This window comes from Micromonospora carbonacea, assembly GCF_014205165.1.
GTDB lineage: Bacteria > Actinomycetota > Actinomycetes > Mycobacteriales > Micromonosporaceae > Micromonospora > Micromonospora carbonacea.
Genome location: NZ_JACHMZ010000001.1, coordinates 5,424,046 through 5,442,013, shown reverse-complemented (window position 1 = coordinate 5,442,013; position 17,968 = coordinate 5,424,046). Strand labels below are relative to the sequence as shown.

The window sequence follows — 17,968 nt, the reverse complement described above, 5'->3', positions numbered from 1 at the left end:
CCCGCCCGAGACGAACGGCCCTGGCGTGCGTCGATCGCACCGAGTAGTGTCTTGCCTCCAACGCGTGCCGCTACCCCCCGGAGGCGTACACCACGATGGGTGGCTCCCCCCTGCGCATCCTCGTCGTCGGCGCGGGCATCGCCGGTCTGGCCGTGGCCCGGGCACTGCGGAGGGTGGGTCTCCGGCCCGACGTCACCGAGCGCCTGCCCGCGTCGGCCCTCGTCGACACCGGCCTCTACCTGCCCGGCAACGCGGCCCGCGCCCTGCGCGGACTCGACCTCGACGGCCCCGTGCGCCCCCTCGGGCAGATCATCCGCCGGCAGTGCTTCCTCGACGCCGCCGGCGACCCGCTCTGCGAGGTCGACCTGGGGTCGCTCTGGGCGGACGTCGGCGAGTGCCGCGCGCTGCCCTGGTCGGAACTGCACCGGGTGCTGCTCACCGGCGCCGGCGGCGAGGTCCGCCACTGCGTCGAGGTGCGGGAGGTCGAGCTGCTGCCGGCCGCCGTCGGCATCACCTTCGCCGACGGCGCCACCGCCGAGTACGACCTGGTGATCGGCGCCGACGGTCCCCGCTCGGCCGTGCGCGCCCTGGCCGCGCTCGGCGGGGCGCCCCGCCCGGCCGGGCACGTCGTCTACCGGGGCGTCGTCCGGGGCGGCCCGCCGGTCGACGAGTGGACCGCGCTGCTCGGCCAGCAGGCCGGCTTCCTCGTCGTGCCGCTCGGGGCCGGCCGGCTCTACTGCTACGCCGACGAAGTGGGCACCGTGGCCCCTGCCGACCCCGTCGCGCGGCTGACCGAGCTGTTCGGCGCGTACGCCGGCCCGGTGCCCGAGGTCCTCGACGCGCTGGAGCAGGTGCACGTCGGCGTCACCGAGGAGGTCGAGCTGGGCCGGTGGTCCCGGGGGCGGGTGCTGCTCGTCGGCGACGCCGCGCACGCCACCGCGCCGACCCTGTCCCAGGGCACCGCCATGGCCCTGGAGGACGCCGTGGTGCTGGCCGAGTCGCTGACCTCCACCGATACCGTCGAGGAGGCCCTGGTCGCGTACGAGAGCCGCCGTCGCCCGCGTACCCAGTGGGTGCGGGACCGGACCCGGGACCGCAACCGCACCCGCGACGTGCCGCCGGCCCTGCGCGACCCGTTCCTGCGTCGGCGCGGGGCGGAGATCTTCGGCGCGCACTACGGGTTGCTGGTCAAGCCGGTGTGAGCGGGGTCGTCGGTCGCCCCGGCGCGCGGGGCGGTCGGTCGCGCCCGCGTGTCGGCCGCCCGCCGCATCGGCCCTGACGCCGACGACGGGCGCGCGGGCCGTCGCTCGCGCCGGCGCGAGCGCGTGCGAACGGGGCGTGATCGTAGCCGGCCACCCCACGCGGCACCCCCACCTGCCGGGGACTATCCTCCTTGCGGATGACGGCTCGCAGATAACCAGGGCGTGCCAGCGGGACAACCCAGAACCGGAGGCCACTCGTGACCACCGTCGCACCCAAGCCGGTCGTGACCCGGCCCTGGCCGGTCCGAGAGCCGGTCAAGGGGTCGGCAATCGCGCGGCTGCTGCGCACCACGGACGCGAAGCAGATCGGGATCATGTACATGGTCACCGCGTTCGCGTTCTTCATGATCGGTGGCCTGATGGCGCTGATCATGCGGGCCGAGCTGGCCCGCCCGGGGCTGCAGTTCCTGTCGCCGGAGCAGTACAACCAGCTGTTCACGATGCACGGCACGATCATGCTGCTGTTCTTCGCGACGCCGATCGTGTTCGCCTTCGCGAACTACGTGGTGCCGCTGCAGATCGGCGCCCCGGACGTGTCGTTCCCCCGGCTGAACTCCTTCGCGTACTGGCTCTACCTGTTCGGCGGCACGATGGCGACCGCCGGGTTCCTCACCCCGGGCGGCGCGGCCGACTTCGGCTGGACCGCGTACACCCCGCTGAGCACCGCCGAGCACTCGCCGGGCGTCGGCGCGAACATGTGGGTCGTCGGCCTGGCCATCTCCGGTCTGGGCACCATCCTCGGCGCGGTCAACCTGATCACCACGATCCTGACCCTGCGCGCCCCCGGCATGACGATGTTCCGGATGCCGATCTTCACCTGGAACATGCTGGTCACCAGCCTGCTGGCGATCCTGATCTTCCCGCTGCTGGCCGCCGCGCTCTTCGCGCTCGCCGCAGACCGGCTGCTCGGCGCGCACGTCTACGACCCGGCCACCGGCGGCCCGATGCTCTGGCAGCACCTCTTCTGGTTCTTCGGCCACCCCGAGGTGTACATCATCGCGCTGCCGTTCTTCGGCATCATCACCGAGGTCATCCCGGTCTTCTCCCGCAAGCCGATCTTCGGCTACAAGGGGCTGGTCGCCGCGACCATCGCCATCGCCGCCTTGTCGATGAGCGTCTGGGCGCACCACATGTTCTCCACCGGCCAGGTGCTGCTGCCGTTCTTCAGCTTCCTGAGCTACCTGATCGCCGTGCCGACCGGCATGAAGTTCTTCAACTGGATCGGCACCATGTGGCGGGGCCAGATCACCTTCGAGACGCCGATGCTCTTCGCCATCGGCTTCCTGGTGACCTTCCTCTTCGGCGGCCTCACCGGCGTGATCCTGGCCAGCCCGCCGCTGGACTTCCACGTGCACGACTCGTACTTCGTGGTGGCGCACTTCCACTACGTGCTGTTCGGCACGATCGTGTTCGCCGTCTTCGCCGGCATCTACTTCTGGTTCCCGAAGATGTTCGGCCGGATGCTCGACGAGCGGCTGGGCAAGATCCACTTCTGGCTGACCATGATCGGCTTCCACACCACGTTCCTGGTGCAGCACTGGCTGGGCAACGAGGGCATGCCCCGCCGGTACGTCGACTACCTGCCCGGCGACGGCTTCACCACGCTCAACATGATCTCCACGATCGGGGCGTTCATCACCGGCATCTCGACCCTGCCGTTCATCTGGAACTGCTGGAAGTCGTACAAGACCGGCCCGGTGGTCGAGGTCGACGACCCGTGGGGCCACGGCAACTCGCTGGAGTGGGCGACCAGCTCGCCGCCCCCGCTGCGCAACTTCGACCGGATGCCCCGGATCCGCTCCGAGCGCCCCGCGTTCGACGCGAAGTTCCCCGAGCTGGCCGCCGGCCAGAGCCTCGCCGGCCCGCCCGAGGGCGGCTCGAAGCCGCTGACCAGCGAGTCCGACAACGGTGCCAGCTACCAGGAGGACAAGGCGGGCAACGTCGACCAGCGCTGAGCCGCCGGTCAACCCGTACGACGGGCGCCGCACCCCACCCGGGGCGCGGCGCCCGTCGCCGCCCTGGGCCAGCCCGCCCGGTTGGGTTGCTCGGTTGGGTTGCTCGCCATGTCGGCGACATGGCGGGGTCGGAGGGGATGGGATACCGCCGTGTCACCGACATGGCGGGGCGATCAGGCGCGGGGCGGCGGTGCCGACTGGCCTTCGCGGCCCGCGACCCGGGTGACCACCGACGGCCGGGGCCGACCGTGACCGGCGGAGGGATCAAGCCTGACCGCCCGGAGCCGGGCACGGTCGGCCCCGGCCCCACCGTGCACGCCGTGCCACCGTGCGCAGCGGGTCAATCGGTGACGCCGGTGGTGGCGGAGGCCGGCGCAGCAGGGCACGGCGACGCGGGAACCGGTTCGGCCGGGAACGGGTCCGCCGCGGGAGCCGGGGCGGCCATCGTCGGGGCGGCCATCGTCGGGGTGGCCGCCGTCGGGGTGGCGCGGCGGAGCAGCTCGGCGGGGAGCACGGCGGCGGCGACCAGCAGCCCGATCGCGCCGGTGACCACGAAGCCCCACGGCGGGGCGGAGGCGTCGATGACCGCGCCGGCCAGCGGCGCACCGAGGGCGATGCCGACGGTCACCGCCGAGCCGTGCAGGCCCATCGCCTCGCCCCGCACCTCGGCCGGGACGAGCCGGCTGACCGTGTCGGCCGTCGCGGCGAGCGTCGGCGCGCAGAGCATCCCGGCCGGGACGAGGGCCAGGCAGAGCAGCCACCAGTGCGCGCCGCCGAGCCCGACGGGGATGGTGCACAGGCTGAGCACGGTGACCAGGGCCAGGGGCGAGACCGGGCGGCTGACCGCGCCGTACGCGAAGCCGCCGACCAGCGACGCGACCGCCCACGCGGCGAGCACCACCCCGGTCCAGCCGACCTCGCCGCCGGCGCGCAGCACGGCGACGACCGCGACGTCGGTGCCCCCGAGCACGAGGGTCGTGGCGAGGCTCACGGCGAGGACGGCGACCATCCGGCGGGTCAGCCACTCCCGGCGGGGCACCCGACGCCGCTGCGGGGCGGGCTCGTCGGCGGCGCGGGTGGGCGGGTCGAGCAGCCAGAGGGTGATGCCGGCGGCGACGATGCCCGCGCCGACCGCGTAGAGGGTGACCCGGGCGGACACGGCGGTGGACATCGCCACGGCGAGGGCGGGGCCGACCATGAACGACAGCTCCACCGACATCGAGTCCAGCGCGTACGCCGGGCGGCGGTGCTCGGGCGGCGCGAGCGCGGCGATGGACTGCCGGATCACCGAGAAGATCGGCAGGGCGAGCAGGCCGGCGACGAACGCGGCCGGCAGCAGCACCGGGTACGGCAGTGCCGGCGCGGTGGACCAGAAGATCGCCTCGGCGGCGGTGGTCAGCACGAGCACCGGGCGCAGGCCGCGCCGGTCGACGAGCCGCCCGAGCAGCGGGCCGCCGAGTGCCGCGCCGACGGTCATCGCCGCCCCGACCAGGCCGGCCGCGCCGTAGCCCCGGCCGAGGTCCAGCACCACGTGGAAGGTGATGGTCACCCCGGTCGCGGTGAGCGGAACGCGGGCGAGCACGGAGACCAGCAGCAGCGACCGAAGGCCGGGCAGGGCGAGCGCCTGCCGGTAGGGCGACATGTTCACGACGGTGGGACACCTCCGCCCGACATCCTCGACCGGGGGTGTGACACCCGCCAGCGGTTTACCCGTTCAGGCGGCTCTGACCACCGGCGTGCCGGTCATCGCCACCCCCGCCCCCTCCATCGCCCGCAGGGCCACGTCCAGCGTCTCGGGCGCCACGGCGGCGGTGAGGTCGAGCAGGACGGTGGTGGCGAACCCCTCCCGGGCGGCGTCCAGGGCGGTGGCCCGTACGCAGTGGTCGGTGGCGACGCCGACCACGTCGACCCGGTCGACCCCGCGGGCGCGGAGCCAGTCGGCGAGGTGCTCGCCGTCGGCGGCGTGCCCCTCGAAGCCGGAGTATGCCGCCGCGTGCTCGCCCTTGTGGAAGATCGCCTCGATCCGGCCGGTGGCCAGCTCGGGGTGGAACTCCGAGCCGGGCGTGCCGACGACGCAGTGGGCGGGCCAGGAGTCGACGTAGTCGGGCGGGTTGCCGAAGTGCGCGCCCGGGTCGACGTGGTAGTCCTTCGTCGCCACCACGTGGTCCCAGCGGTCGGGCTCTGCGGCGAGCAGCCGGGAGATCCCCGCCGCGACGCCGGCGCCGCCGGCCACCGCGAGGGAGCCGCCCTCGCAGAAGTCGTTCTGCACGTCGACGATGATCAGCGCGTTCGCCATGCCAGGGGTGCTCCTTCGCGGTGCGGGGCGACGGGGGTCGGGTGTCGGTCGGGTCAGCCGGCGGGGACGACGGTCACCGGGACCGCCGGGTCGCCGGCGGAGAGCTTGAGGCCCTCCCACGGGATCGAGATGAGGCACTGCCGCAGGTGTTCCCGCGACTCGTCCAGCGTCGGCGGCTCGACCGGCTCGCCGCCGGCCACGTACGTCCGCTGGAGCAGCCGGTCGTGCGGCTGCCGGTCGGGCACGCCCTGCGGCACGATGATCTCCTCGGTCGCGGTGCCGGTGGGCTTGTGCCGGCGTACCGCGACCTTCCGGCCGCCGATGGTGGCCTTGTGCTCGGAGCGCTTGACGACCGGCCGCCCGGCCACCTCGACCAGCTTGTAGACCAGCCCGGCGGTGGGCGCGCCGGAGCCGGTGACGACGGCGGTGCCCGCCCCGTACATGTCGACGGGCTCGGCGGCGAGCGCGGCGATGGCGTACTCGTCGAGGTCGCCGGAGACGATGATCTTCGTCTCGGTGGCGCCGAGCGAGTCGAGCAGCTCGCGCGACTGCTGGGCGATCACCGCGAGGTCGCCGGAGTCGATCCGGACGGCCCGCAGCTCCGGCCCGGCCACCGCGATGGCGTTGCGGATGCCCTGGCTGATGTCGTACGTGTCGACCAGCAGCGTGGTGTCCTTGCCCAGCGTGGCGACCTGCGAGGCGAACGCGGCCCGCTCGTCGTCGTGCAGCAGGGTGAACGCGTGCGCGGCCGTGCCGGCGGTCGGGATGCCGTAGCGCTGGCCGGCGGCCAGGTTGGAGGTGAACCGGAACCCGGCCAGGTAGGCCGCCCGCGCCGCGGCGACGGCCGCCTCCTCGTGGGCCCGCCGGGAGCCCATCTCGATCAGCGCGCGGCCCCGGGCGGCGGTGACCATCCGGGCGGCCGCCGCGGCGACCGCGCAGTCGTAGTTGAGCACCGACAGCACCAGCGTCTCCAGCACGACGCACTCGGCGAAGCCGCCGGAGACGGTGAGGATCGGCGAGCCGGGGAAGAACAGCTCGCCCTCGGCGTATCCGTCGATGTCGCCGGTGAAGCGGTAGCGGGCCAGCCACTCCGCGCCGGCGTCGTCGACGACGCCCGTGCGGCGCAGGAAGTCGACCTCGTCGGCGGAGAAGCGGAAGTCGCGGATCATGTCGATCAGCCGGGCGGTGCCTGCCACCACCCCGTAGCGGCGGCCGGTGGGCAGCCGACGGCTGAAGACCTCGAAGACGCACGGGCGGTCGGCGGTGCCGTCGGCCAGGGCGGCACTGACCATGGTCAGCTCGTAGTGGTCGGTCAGCAGCGCGGGGCGAAAGGTGCTCACCTGCCCAGCCTAGAGTTCACCTTTCCGGCTCGCCCCCCTGGCCCGGGAAGGGCCGCCCCTCGTCGGGGCCGGGGCGGGGCCACCCGCCGTCGCCGCCCGGGAAGTGCCGCCCGCCGCCGTCGCCCGGAGGGTCCGGAGAACCGGGACAACCCGGAGAGCCCGCAGAGCCCGGAGAACCCGATGGCCAGCGTAGGGCGGACCGCAGCTCGGCCCGGCCGGTCACGCCGAGCTTGTGGTAGATCCGGTGCAGGTGGTTGTCCACGGTGCGGCTGGACAGGAAGAGGCGCTCGCCGATGGCGCGGCTGGTGACGCCCTCGGCGGCGAGCCGGGCGACCTCCCACTCCCGGTCGGTCAGGGCGGGCTCCCCGAGCCGCAGCGCGGGGGTGTCGACCTGGTCACACCGCCCGAGCAACTCGCCGAGGCGCCCGTGGGCGGCGACCGCCGCGCCGGAGCGGCCGCCGCGCAGCCGGTGCACCGCCGTCGCGGCCGCCTCGGCGGCCCAGACCCGCAGGTCCAGCGCGGCGAGGCCGTCGGCGACCGCGAGCAGGTCGTCGGCCGGTCCGGCGACGGCGGCCCGGGCGTACCGGGCCAGCAGGGGCGGCAGCGGGCCGTCGACCCGTTCGCAGAGCTCGGCGAGCCGCTGGGCGACCGTCCGCCGGCCGCCGTCGGTGCAGGTCGGCCCCACGGGCGCGGCGGCGGCGTCCAGCCGCACCAGGTCGTGCAGGACGAGCAGCTCGTGGCCGGCGAGCCCGTCGTCGCGGAGCCGGTCGGCGAGGGCGGCGAGGTGCTTGGTCGCGCCGGCCTGGTCGCCGCCGGCGGCGAGCACCGCGCCCCGGGCCTGCTCCAGCCAGGGGTAGAGCACCGCCATCCCGGGGGCGTGGGTGCGGTCCGCCTCGGCCATCGCCTCGGCGGCGTGCGCGGCGTCGCCCCGCAGCGCCGCCGCCTGCGCCCGCTCGGCGTGGGCCAGGCCCGCGTACACCCGGCTGGTGGCGAGCACCGCGCACGCCTCCAGGGCCGTCTTCAGCGCGGTGCCGCTGCTGCCGCGCAGCCGCGCCGCGTACGCCCGGAGGATGCCCAGGTAGCCGGTGCCGAGCCGGAAGTCGCCCGCCCCGGCCAGGTCGGCGAACTCGTCGGCCACGATGGCGTCGATGCCGGCCAGGTCGCCGGCGAGCGCGAGCCGGGTGCCCCGGGCCAGCTCCAGCGCGAGCTGGAGGTAGGGCATGTCGGCGCGCCAGCGGGCCGCCTCGGCCTGCACCTGCCCGATCGCCGCGCCGCTGCGGGCGAACTGCCCCTGGGCGGCCTGGAGGTGGGCGAGGGTGCAGCGGGCCAGCTCCCGGGCGGCCGCGCTGGCGGCCGGGCGGTCCAGCACCGCCTGGGCCAGCCGCACGGCCCGGGCCGTGTCGAGCCGGTGCAGCCGCATGATCGCCTCGAAGGCGTGCACCCGGGCCCGGCCGGCGGCGTCGGTCAGCTCCGTGCCGCGCGCCGCGATCTCGTCGACGGTGGACTCCCGGCTGAGCCCCCAGTAGCTGACCATTCCGCGGACGGTCAGCCACCGCACGCACCTCGCCTGCTCCGCCGCGTCCTGCGCGACGGAGTCGAGCATCGCGATCGCCTCCTCCGGCCGGTCGGCGAACATCAGGAGGGTGGCCAGCAGCTCCGCGGCGTCGAAGCCGCCGTCGGCGTCCAGCGCCGCCCGGGCCAGCCGGGTCGCCAGTGGTACGTCGTACCGGGCGAACGCCTGCGCGGCGGCCCCGAGCAGTAGCGCCGGGTCCTGCGCGGTGCCGGAGTCGAGCCGCCAGACCGCCACCCGCAGCAGGTCGTCGCGGCGGCGCGCCCCCGCCGCCTCCAGCAGCTCGGCGAGGCGGGCCTGTAGGCGGCGGGTGCGGCTGACCGGGCACCGTCGGCGCATCATCTCGCCGTAGAGCGGGTGCGCCAGCCGCACGTCGGTGCGGCGGTCGTTGGGCTCCACCGCGATCAGCCCGCGCTCCTCGGCGGTCTCCACGTCGGCCGGCTCCACCGCCTGGTCGAGCAGGCGCAGCCCGAGCGGCTCGCCGAAGGCGACCAGCTCCAGAACCGCCCGCACCCCGGGCGTGAGCCGCCCGATGCGGGTGTCGATGAGGTCGGTGAGGCTGGGGGCCAGCGCCGGCCGCCCGGTCCACCGCCAGACGCCGTACGTGCGGGTCAGCTCGTCGGCCGGCGCGCCCATGACGAGCTCGCGCAGCAGCAGCGGGTTGCCGCCGGAGAGCCGCCACAGCCGGTCGGCGGAGCACGCGTCGACGGGGCCGCCGAGGATGGCGGCGAGCAGCCCGGCGGTGTCGGCGGGCCCCAGCGGGGCCAGCTCCACGCGGTCGACCAGGTCGTCGGTCCACAGTGCCCGGATGGGCAGCGGCAGTTGCTCGCCGTCGCGCAGCGTCCCGATCACCGTGGTGTTCTCGACGCGGGCCACCAGGTGCACCAGCGCGGCCGAGGGCGGGTCGAGCAGGTGCGCGTCGTCGACGGCCAGCACGATGCGCCGCCCGGCGGCCCGCTGCTGCAACTGGCCCACCGCCCAGCGCAGCACTCCGGCGGGGGAGAGCCCCTCCGGCGGCTCGGCGGGGAGCACCTGGACCATGCCGCCGAAGGGCAGGGCGGCGGTGGTGGCGCTGGCCGAGACCGACCAGACGGCGTGCCGGTCGGCGGGGACGGCGGTGAGCGCCTCGCGCAGCAGCCGGCTCTTGCCGACCCCGGCGGAGCCGCTGAGGAAGAGCCCGCGTTCCGTCGCCCCGGTCGCCGCGACCAGGAGACGGTCGAGCTCGGCGCGGCGGCCGACGAAGTCCCACCGACTCATCCGGGCAGCATATCGACCGCCATCCTTCCGTACGGGCACCGTCACGCGGCGAAGTTGAGTAACCTGTCGATTACCGGTGAGTATCCGACCGGCGCGGTCGAGCTGTCCCAAAGGCGTAATCTTCCCGCATCCGGGTGCCACCGCCGGATGATCCACGCGGCCGGGTCCCCCGCGGCCGCCCGCACCGGGAGGCCGCTGATGAAGCCGGGCCCTCTCCCCGGGGTCGCCGTGCCCGACGAACCGGGCGACCCCGCCGCCCCGCCGCGCCGCGCCCCGCTGCCCGCCCGACTCGGGCGCACCGAGCCGTCGGCGGGCGAGCCCCTCGCCGTGGTCGCCGCCGGCCCGGCCGGCGCCGCGCGCCGCGACGTGCTCGCCGCCCTGCTGGGGCTCGCCCCGGAGCGGCTCGCCGTGCCGCCCGGGAGCTGGCTGCTGGTCGACCACGCCCGGGTGTCGACGCGGGCCGCGTACGTGCCGGGCTACCGGCAGCCGCACGCGTACGCGCCGGACGGCTCGGCGACGGGGCCGGCGCTGGCCCGGCCGCCGCGGCGGGTCGAGCTGACCGTCGCCGAGCCGCTGCTGCGGCGGTTCGCCGTGGTCGACACGCCCGACACCGGGACCCTCGGCCTCGCCGGCGGGCGGCTGCTGCTCGACGCGGTCGGCCGGGCCGGGGCGCTGCTCTTCGTGATCGCCGCCGACCAGGCGTTCAGCGCCGCCGAGCTGCGCCTGCTGGCCGAGGTCGCCGCCCTGCCGGCCGAGGTCTTCTTCGTCGTCACCCCGGGGCTGTCGGGCTGGGCCGCGTCGCCGGAGCTGGCCGGGCCGCCGGAGTCGGCCGGGCCGCCGGAGCTGGCCGCGTCGCCGGAGCTCGCCGGGCCGCCCGGGCCGGCTGACCCGCCGACGCCCGCCGGGCCGCCCGACCTGCCTGACCTGCCCGGTCCGGCCGGTCCGCCCGGGTCGGCCGGGTCGGTGGATCCGGCCGGGGTGGCGGTCGCCGCGCACCGCGCCGCGCTGCTCGCCGCCGCGCCCGGGCTGGCCCGGGCACGGTGGTACCCGGCCCGCCCCGACGACACCGAGGCGCTGCGCCGGGCCGTCGTGGGGTGGGCCGCCGACGAGGGACTGCGCCGGTGCAGCGCCCAGCCGCCCGAGCCGCCCGGCGCGCACGACCGGGTGCCGGTCCTGCCCGGCGCGGAGGCGACCGACTGGGCCGGTCAGCTCGAACGGCAGGCCCGCTCCTGCGCCCAGCGGATCCGGCAGGACGTCGCCCTGGAGTTGGCCGACACACACCTGCGGGTGGTGCAGGAGATCGTCTTCGGGGTCGGGTGCGCGGGGCTGCCGCAACTGCTCGACCGGGAGCTGGAGGTGCTCTCCCTGTTCGCCACCGCCCTGTGCGACCGGGCCGTGCGGGCCATCTGCGACGACGCCGCCGAGCGGGTCCTCGGCGGACCGGTCCCCGACGGCGTACGGCGGCGGATCGCCGAGGCCGTGCGGTTCGGGCTCGACGACCACGCGGCGGGCCGGGGCCTCGACCGGGTGCTGCTGGTCACCAGCACCGCCGGGGTGGCGGAGCTGACCGGCCCCGGCGCGTCCGACGCGCTGCGCGGCTATCCGGGCGCGGAGCGCCCCGAGGTGCTCCCGCCGATCGCCGTGGGGCTCTCCGGCGGGTGCTGGCAGCGCTGGCGCGGCCCCGGCAACGACGACCCGGGCGGTGCCCGGGCCTGGGCGCAGCGGGCCCTGCGCGAGGTCGAGCTGGAGCTGACCCGGGAGGTGTCCCGGCGGTTCGAGGCGGTCCGGCTCTCGCTCGGCACGGTGCTGGCCGATGCGCTCGACCACGGCATCCTGCTCGCCTGACGGCGGGCCCGGCGCGCGGTGGCGGGGCCCGGCCGGGCCGGCCCGGTGCGCCGCTCCGGCGGCCGATCCGGGCCCGTCCGGCGTTCCGGTTCATCGCTTCCCCGCGACCGGTGGCACGATGGGGGGCATGGCGGCTCCGCAGGTTGCGCCGGTCGAGACCCCGGACACCGAAGAGGTGCCGGTCTCCGACCGGCCATGGGTGACGATCGTGTGGGACGACCCGGTCAACCTGATGTCGTACGTGACCTGGGTCTTCCAGAAGCTGTTCGGCTACAGCCGGGAGAGGGCCGAGAAGCTCATGCTGGACGTGCACCACAAGGGGCGGGCGGTGGTCTCCAGCGGGGCCCGGGAGCGGATGGAGCACGACGCGGCGCAGCTGCACGCGTACGGGCTGTGGGCCACGGTGGAGAGGTCGTGAGCATGTTCCGTCGCCGGGGCGAGCGGTACGTCGCCACGCTGGCCGTGGACGAGGTCCGGGTGCTGCGCAAGGTGGCCTCCGAGGTGGTGGGGCTGCTCACCGAGGGCTTCGACCACACCGACCCGGTGGTCGGCCGGCTCTTCCCCGAGGTCTACCCGGACGACTCGGCGGGCACGGCGGAGTTCCGCAAGTACACCGAGGGCGACCTGAAGACCGGCAAGATCGACCAGGCCGGGGCGATCCTCGCCGCGCTGCCCGACTCCGCCGGTGGCGAGGTGCAGCTCGACGCCGAGGCGGCCGAGGCGTGGCTGCGGGCCCTCAACGACGCCCGCCTCGCGATGGGCGTCCGGCTGGAGATCAAGGACGGCACGGACCTGGGCGCGGAGCTGGACGCGGCGGTCGGCGCCGACCCGTCGTCGAGCCGGGTGTTCCAGCTTTCGGTCTACGCCTATCTCGGCTATCTCCAGGAATCCCTGCTCAACGCCATGATCGACTGACCGTGACCCGCGCCACCTCGCTGTGGGCGTCGGCGAGGGGCTAGGCTGGGCGGCGTGCTGAGCATCGACCGGTCGATCATCGACGCGATCGTCGCCCACGCGCGTCGGGACCACCCGGACGAGGCGTGCGGCGTGGTCGCCGGCCCCGCCGGCAGTGACACCCCGACCCGGCACATCCCGATGGAGAACGCGGCCCGCTCCATGACGTTCTACGAGTTCGACTCGATGGAGCACCTGCGGGTGTGGCGGGAGATGGACGACCGTGACGAGGAGCCGGTGGTGATCTACCACTCGCACACCGCCACGGAGGCCTACCCCTCCCGCACCGACGTCTCCTTCGCCGGCGAGCCGGGGGCGCACTACTTGCTCGTCTCCACCCGCGAGCCCGACACCGAGGAGATCCGGTCCTTCCGGATCGTCGACGGCGTGGTGACCGAGGAGCCGGTGGAGATCGTGGACGCCGCCGTGGACCCGCACGCCGTCCAGTCCTACATGTTCGGGCAGAGCCCGGCGACGGTCGACTACGAGTGTTCCGACCGCTGACCCAGCGGCCCCGCGACATTCCTTCTCTTCCCGTCACCGTGCAGACCGCACACCCGAACAAGGAGTACGACACCATGGCCATCGAGGTTCGCATCCCCACCATCCTGCGCACGTACACCGGCGGCGCGAAGGTCGTCGAGGGCGCCGGCGACACCCTGGGCGACCTGCTGACCGACCTGGACTCCCGGCACGGCGGCCTGCGGGCCCGCCTGGTCACCGACGCCGGCGCGCTGCACCGGTTCGTCAACGTCTACGTCAACGACGAGGACGTCCGCTTCCTCGGCGCGCTCGACGCCAAGCTCAACGACGGCGACAGCGTCACCATCCTGCCGGCCGTGGCCGGCGGCGCGTTCGGCTTCGCCGCCGCGGCGGCGATCGCCTCGCACAGCGCCTCGCACCCGGCGACCCCGCACGCCGTCGCCCGCTGAGGCGGCCGGCTATGGCGCGCTACGACAGCCTGCTGGACGCCTGCGGCGGCACGCCCCTGGTGGGGCTGCCGCGGCTGTCGCCGGTGGTGCCCGAGGGGGCGCCGCCGGTGCGGCTGTGGGCGAAGCTGGAGGACCGGAACCCGACCGGCAGCATCAAGGACCGGGCGGCCCTGTTCATGGTCCGCCGGGCGGAGTCCGACGGCAGGCTGCGCCCCGGCGACACGATCCTGGAGCCGACCAGCGGCAACACCGGCATCTCCCTGGCCATGGTGGCCAAGCTGCGGGGCTACCGGCTGGTCTGCGTCATGCCGGAGAACGTCTCGACCGAGCGGGTCCAGCTGCTCCGGATGTACGGCGCGGAGATCATTTTCTCGCCGGCCGCCGGCGGCTCGAATCAGGCCGTCGCCACCGCCAAGCAGATCTCGGCCGAGCACCCCGACTGGGTGATGCTCTACCAGTACGGCAACGAGGCGAACGCCCGGGCGCACTTCGAGACCACCGGCCCGGAGCTGCTGGAGGACCTGCCCACGATCACGCACTTCGTGGCCGGGCTGGGCACCACCGGCACGCTGATGGGCACCGGTCGCTACCTGCGGGAGAAGGTCGACGGCATCCAGATCGTCGCCGCCGAGCCGCGCTACGGCGAGCTGGTCTACGGACTGCGCAACATCGACGAGGGCTACGTCCCGGAGCTCTACGACGCCACGGTGCTGACCCGGCGGTTCTCCGTCGGCACCCGGGACGCCGTGCTGCGCACCCGGCAGCTCGTCGAGGTGGAGGGGATCTTCGCGGGCTTCTCCACGGGGGCGATCCTGCACGCCGCCCTCGCGGTGGCGCACGAGGCGGTCCGCGACGGCCGCCGCGCCGACGTCGCGTTCGTGGTCTGCGACGGCGGCTGGAAATACCTGAGCACCGGCGCGTACGGCGGCACCCTCGCCGACGCCGAGGAGGCCCTGGAAGGGCAGCTCTGGGCGTGACGAAGGGGCCGGCGACGGGCCCGACGGGGCGCCGGCCGGGGTGACGACACGGACGGGCCGTGACCGGGTGACCGGCGGCGGCCCGTCCGTCGTCGCTGACCCGGGGACGGGCCGGGGGTGTCACGTTCGTGACAACTTCCAGCAGATGATTCTTGCCCCGGGGTGCGTCAGCGTAGGCTGCGCAGCGTGTCGTACGCGTCGGTAAAGATCATCGACGGAGTGGCGGCCGACGTGACGACTACGGTATGCGACAGCGGGACGACTCCATGAGACTGACCGTCCTCGGCTGTGCCGGGAGCTTTCCCGGACCCGACTCCCCGTGCTCGGCCTACCTGGTCGAGGCCGAGGGTTACCGGCTCCTGGTCGACTTCGGCTCCGGCGCCCTCTCCACCCTCCAGCGCTACGCCGGGCTGCACGCCCCGGACGCGATCCTCCTCACCCACCTGCACTGCGACCACATGCTCGACGCCGCCTCCTACGTGGTGGTGCGGCGCTACGCCCCGGACGGCCCGTACCCGGCCCTGCCCATGTACGCCCCCTCCGGCGCGCCGGACCGGCTCGCCCTGGCCTACGGCCAGGAGGGCAGCACCGTCGAGGACGTCTACCAGTTCTACGGCCTCCAGCCCGGCACGTTCCCGATCGGCCCGTTCACCGTCACCGTCGACCGGATGAACCACCCGATCGAGACGTACGGCGTGCGGCTGGAACACGACGGCCGGGTGCTCTGCTACTCCTCCGACACGGCGCCCTGCGAGGCGCTGCTGCGGCTGGCCCAGGACGCCGACGTCTTCCTCTGCGAAGCCAGCTACCTCGACGGGGTGGAGAACCCGCCGGACCTGCACCTCACCGGCCGGGAGGCCGGCGAGGCGGCCACCAAGGCCGGCGTGGGGCGGCTGCTGCTGACCCACCTGGTCGCCGCGTGGGGCAGCGAGGCGCTCACCGTCGAGGCGGCCGGCACGACGTACGACGGTCCGCTGGAAGTGGTCCGCGCGGGCGCCTGCTACGACGTCTGACCCGGCGGGTGTAAGGAAGGGCCCCCTGTTAACGCATTCTGTTGTACAGGGGCCCCCTCCTAACCGCTGGGCCGGCGAGCGCGCCGATCCGGCGTGCGCCGACGCGAGCGCGCGGGGCGGGACCCGCGGCGGCCCCGTCCGCCGCACCGCATAGGGTGCAGGGATGGCGCGACCTGACGGGCGGCGGCCCGACCAACTCCGACCGGTGACCCTGAGCCGGGGCTGGAGCACCCACCCGGAGGGCTCGGTGCTCGTCGAGTTCGGCGGGACGCGGGTGCTGTGCACAGCGAGCGTCACGGAGGGGGTGCCCCGCTGGCGCAAGGGCTCCGGGCTCGGCTGGGTGACCGCCGAGTACGCGATGCTGCCCCGCGCCACGAACACCCGCTCCGACCGGGAGAGCGTCCGGGGCAAGGTCGGCGGGCGCACCCACGAGATCTCCCGGCTGATCGGCCGCAGCCTGCGGGCCGCCATCGACCTCAAGGCCCTCGGCGAGAACTCCGTCGTCCTCGACTGCGACGTGCTCCAGGCCGACGGCGGCACCCGCACCGCGGCCATCACCGGCGCGTACGTGGCGCTGCACGACGCGGTGACCTGGCTGGCCGCCCGCAAGGCGCTGGCCGGCAGGCCGGAGAAGGTGATGCACCGCTCCGTCGCCGCGGTCAGCGTCGGCGTGATCGCGGGCGAGGCCCGGCTGGACCTCTGCTACACCGAGGACGTGGCCGCCGAGGTCGACATGAACGTGGTCTGCACCGGGGCCGGCGAGTTCGTCGAGGTGCAGGGGACGGGCGAGTCCGGCGTCTTCGCCCGCGACCAGCTCGACGCCCTGCTCGACCTGGCCGTGGCCGGCTGCGCGGAGTTGGCCGAGGCCCAGCGAAAGGCACTGTTCCCGTGAGCGCGAGGAGTGAGCTTGCGAGCCCCGCAGTCGCGAACGAAGGCGGTACAGCGTGAACAAGATCCTGCTCGCCACCCGTAACCGCAAGAAGCTCGTCGAGCTGCAGCGGATCCTCGACGGCGCGCTCGGCGCGCACCGGGTCGCGCTGCTCGGCCTCGACGACGTCGAGGAATACCCGGAGCTGCCGGAGACCGGCCTGACCTTCGGCGAGAACGCGCTGATCAAGGCGCGGGAGGGCTGCCGGCGCACCGGGCTGCCGACCATCGCCGACGACTCCGGTATCGCCGTGGACGCGCTGAACGGCATGCCCGGGGTGTTCAGCGCCCGCTGGTCCGGCAAGCACGGCGACGACCGGGCCAACCTGGAGCTGGTGCTGGACCAGATCGCCGACCTGCCCGACGAGCACCGGGGCGCGTCCTTCGTCTGCACGGTGGCCCTGGTGCTGCCCGGCGGCAAGGAGCACCTGGTCGACGGCCGCCAGGCCGGCCGGCTGCTGCGCGCGCCGCGTGGCGAGGGCGGCTTCGGGTACGACCCGATCTTCCTCGGCGACGGCCAGGACCGCACCAACGCGGAGCTGACCCCGCAGGAGAAGGACGCGGTCAGCCACCGGGGCAAGGCGCTGCGCGAGCTGGCGAAGCTGGTCGCGAAGGTGCTGCCGCCGGCGGCCTGACGGCGGGGCGGGCGGCGGTCGGCCGGGTGGCGACGTGCCTGGTGTGCTGACGGGGTTCGCCGTCATCGGCGCCGTCATCGGCGTCGGCTACCTGGTGGGCCGCCTCGGCGTGCTCGGGCCGGGGGCGTCCACCGTACTGTCCCGGGTGGCGTTCTTCGTCGCGACCCCGGCGCTGCTGTTCGACACGGTCGCCCACGCCGACCTGCGCGAGGTCTTCTCGGCCGCCCTGGTCGTCACGGTGGCGGGCACCACCGTCGTGGCGACGGTGTTCGTGCTGGTCGCGCGGCTGCTGTGGCGGCGTCCGGCGGCGGAGGCCACGATCGGGGCGCTCACGTCGTCGTACGTGAACGCGGCGAACATCGGCATCCCCGTCGCCGTCTACGTCCTCGGCGACGCGTCGTTCATCGCGCCGGTCATCATGTTCCAGCTCGTCGTGATGGCACCGGTCGCCTTCGCCGTGTTGGACACGGCGGTCGGCGGGCGGCGCTCGGTGGCCCGGTCGGTGGTCGCGCCGCTGGCCAATCCGGTCACGGTGGGCTGCGCCCTGGGCCTGGCCGTCAACCTGACCGGCTGGCTGCCGCCGGAGCCCGCGCTGCGGCCGGTGGAGCTGGTCGCGGCGATGGCCGTGCCCGCCGCCCTGCTGTCGTACGGGCTGTCGCTGCACGGCGCGCCCCGGCCCGGCTCCGGGGACACCGGGCGGGACGTGTGGCTGGCCGTCGCGCTGAAGACCCTGGCCCAGCCCGTCGTCGCGTACCTCGTGGCGCGGTACGCGCTGGGGTTGCCGCAGCCGACGGTGCTGGCCTGCACGGTCACGGCCGCGCTGCCGACCGCGCAGAACGTCTTCGTCTACGCGGTCCGCTACGACCGGGGCGTGGTGCTGGCCCGGGACGCGGTGCTGCTGTCCACCGTGGCGGCGGTGCCGGTGCTGATCGGCGTGGCGGTGCTCGGGAGCTGAGGCGGCGCGGCGCGAGGACGGCCGGGCCGGGCGGGACGGCACGGCCGGGC

General features: G+C 74.9%; 16 protein-coding genes. 12 read left to right on the top strand and 4 right to left on the bottom strand.

Going from position 1 to position 17,968, the window contains the following annotated elements; genetic code table 11:
• The first annotated feature begins 95 nt into the window (after nucleotides 1-95).
• Both HDA31_RS22775 and ctaD read left to right on the top strand, forming a co-directional pair.
• A complete protein-coding gene (locus HDA31_RS22775) occupies nucleotides 96-1,202 on the top strand; it encodes an FAD-dependent monooxygenase (protein ID WP_178063656.1) in 1,107 nt (368 codons plus the stop codon).
• A gap of 257 nt (nucleotides 1,203-1,459) precedes the next feature.
• Nucleotides 1,460-3,217, top strand: coding sequence for an aa3-type cytochrome oxidase subunit I (gene ctaD / locus HDA31_RS22770; RefSeq protein ID WP_074473640.1), 1,758 nt, complete (start codon nucleotides 1,460-1,462; stop codon nucleotides 3,215-3,217).
• Nucleotides 3,218-3,557: 340 nt separating this feature from the next.
• On the opposite strand, the gene HDA31_RS22765 is transcribed toward ctaD, so the two are convergent.
• The 4 genes from HDA31_RS22765 to HDA31_RS22750 form a co-directional block, all read right to left on the bottom strand.
• Nucleotides 3,558-4,859, bottom strand: a complete 1,302-nt coding sequence (locus HDA31_RS22765) for an MFS transporter (RefSeq protein ID WP_246384459.1) — start codon at nucleotides 4,857-4,859, stop codon at nucleotides 3,558-3,560.
• Nucleotides 4,860-4,931: 72 nt separating this feature from the next.
• Nucleotides 4,932-5,513, bottom strand: a complete 582-nt coding sequence (locus HDA31_RS22760; protein ID WP_178063657.1) for an isochorismatase family protein — start codon at nucleotides 5,511-5,513, stop codon at nucleotides 4,932-4,934.
• A 53-nt stretch (nucleotides 5,514-5,566) separates the two neighbouring features.
• Nucleotides 5,567-6,853: a nicotinate phosphoribosyltransferase gene (locus tag HDA31_RS22755; RefSeq protein WP_178063658.1), complete on the bottom strand. Its 1,287-nt coding sequence runs from the start codon at nucleotides 6,851-6,853 to the stop codon at nucleotides 5,567-5,569.
• 16 nt (nucleotides 6,854-6,869) lie between these two features.
• Nucleotides 6,870-9,680 carry a LuxR C-terminal-related transcriptional regulator gene (locus tag HDA31_RS22750; RefSeq protein ID WP_184871972.1) on the bottom strand — a complete coding sequence of 937 codons (2,811 nt, stop codon included), beginning with the start codon at nucleotides 9,678-9,680 and terminating at the stop codon, nucleotides 6,870-6,872.
• 198 nt (nucleotides 9,681-9,878) lie between these two features.
• On the opposite strand from HDA31_RS22750, the gene HDA31_RS22745 reads away from it, so the two are divergent.
• The 10 genes from HDA31_RS22745 to HDA31_RS22700 all read left to right on the top strand — a co-directional run bounded on the left by HDA31_RS22745 (nucleotide 9,879) and on the right by HDA31_RS22700 (nucleotide 17,918).
• Nucleotides 9,879-11,525: a hypothetical protein gene (locus HDA31_RS22745; protein WP_178063659.1), complete on the top strand. Its 1,647-nt coding sequence runs from the start codon at nucleotides 9,879-9,881 to the stop codon at nucleotides 11,523-11,525.
• A 127-nt stretch (nucleotides 11,526-11,652) separates the two neighbouring features.
• Complete coding sequence (gene clpS / locus HDA31_RS22740; protein WP_043962170.1) at nucleotides 11,653-11,943, top strand: ATP-dependent Clp protease adapter ClpS; 291 nt, start codon at nucleotides 11,653-11,655, stop codon at nucleotides 11,941-11,943.
• A 2-nt stretch (nucleotides 11,944-11,945) separates the two neighbouring features.
• Entirely contained in the window at nucleotides 11,946-12,440 is a 495-nt protein-coding gene (locus tag HDA31_RS22735) for a DUF2017 domain-containing protein (RefSeq protein WP_176734816.1), read from the top strand.
• A gap of 54 nt (nucleotides 12,441-12,494) precedes the next feature.
• Nucleotides 12,495-12,983, top strand: a complete 489-nt coding sequence (locus tag HDA31_RS22730) for a M67 family metallopeptidase (RefSeq protein ID WP_074473645.1) — start codon at nucleotides 12,495-12,497, stop codon at nucleotides 12,981-12,983.
• 74 nt (nucleotides 12,984-13,057) lie between these two features.
• Nucleotides 13,058-13,411, top strand: a complete 354-nt coding sequence (locus tag HDA31_RS22725; protein WP_178067138.1) for a MoaD family protein — start codon at nucleotides 13,058-13,060, stop codon at nucleotides 13,409-13,411.
• 11 nt (nucleotides 13,412-13,422) lie between these two features.
• Entirely contained in the window at nucleotides 13,423-14,388 is a 966-nt protein-coding gene (locus HDA31_RS22720) for a PLP-dependent cysteine synthase family protein (protein ID WP_178063660.1), read from the top strand.
• A gap of 266 nt (nucleotides 14,389-14,654) precedes the next feature.
• The gene (locus HDA31_RS22715; RefSeq protein WP_178063661.1) at nucleotides 14,655-15,401 is read left to right on the top strand and encodes an MBL fold metallo-hydrolase; all 747 of its coding nucleotides are present in this window, start codon (nucleotides 14,655-14,657) and stop codon (nucleotides 15,399-15,401) included.
• A 163-nt stretch (nucleotides 15,402-15,564) separates the two neighbouring features.
• Nucleotides 15,565-16,293 carry a ribonuclease PH gene (rph, locus tag HDA31_RS22710; RefSeq protein ID WP_178063662.1) on the top strand — a complete coding sequence of 243 codons (729 nt, stop codon included), beginning with the start codon at nucleotides 15,565-15,567 and terminating at the stop codon, nucleotides 16,291-16,293.
• 52 nt (nucleotides 16,294-16,345) lie between these two features.
• Nucleotides 16,346-16,963: an RdgB/HAM1 family non-canonical purine NTP pyrophosphatase gene (rdgB, locus tag HDA31_RS22705; RefSeq protein ID WP_178063663.1), complete on the top strand. Its 618-nt coding sequence runs from the start codon at nucleotides 16,346-16,348 to the stop codon at nucleotides 16,961-16,963.
• A 34-nt stretch (nucleotides 16,964-16,997) separates the two neighbouring features.
• Nucleotides 16,998-17,918 (top strand): AEC family transporter, encoded by a 921-nt coding sequence (locus tag HDA31_RS22700; protein ID WP_074473650.1) that lies wholly within the window; start codon nucleotides 16,998-17,000, stop codon nucleotides 17,916-17,918.
• Nucleotides 17,919-17,968 lie beyond the last annotated feature (50 nt).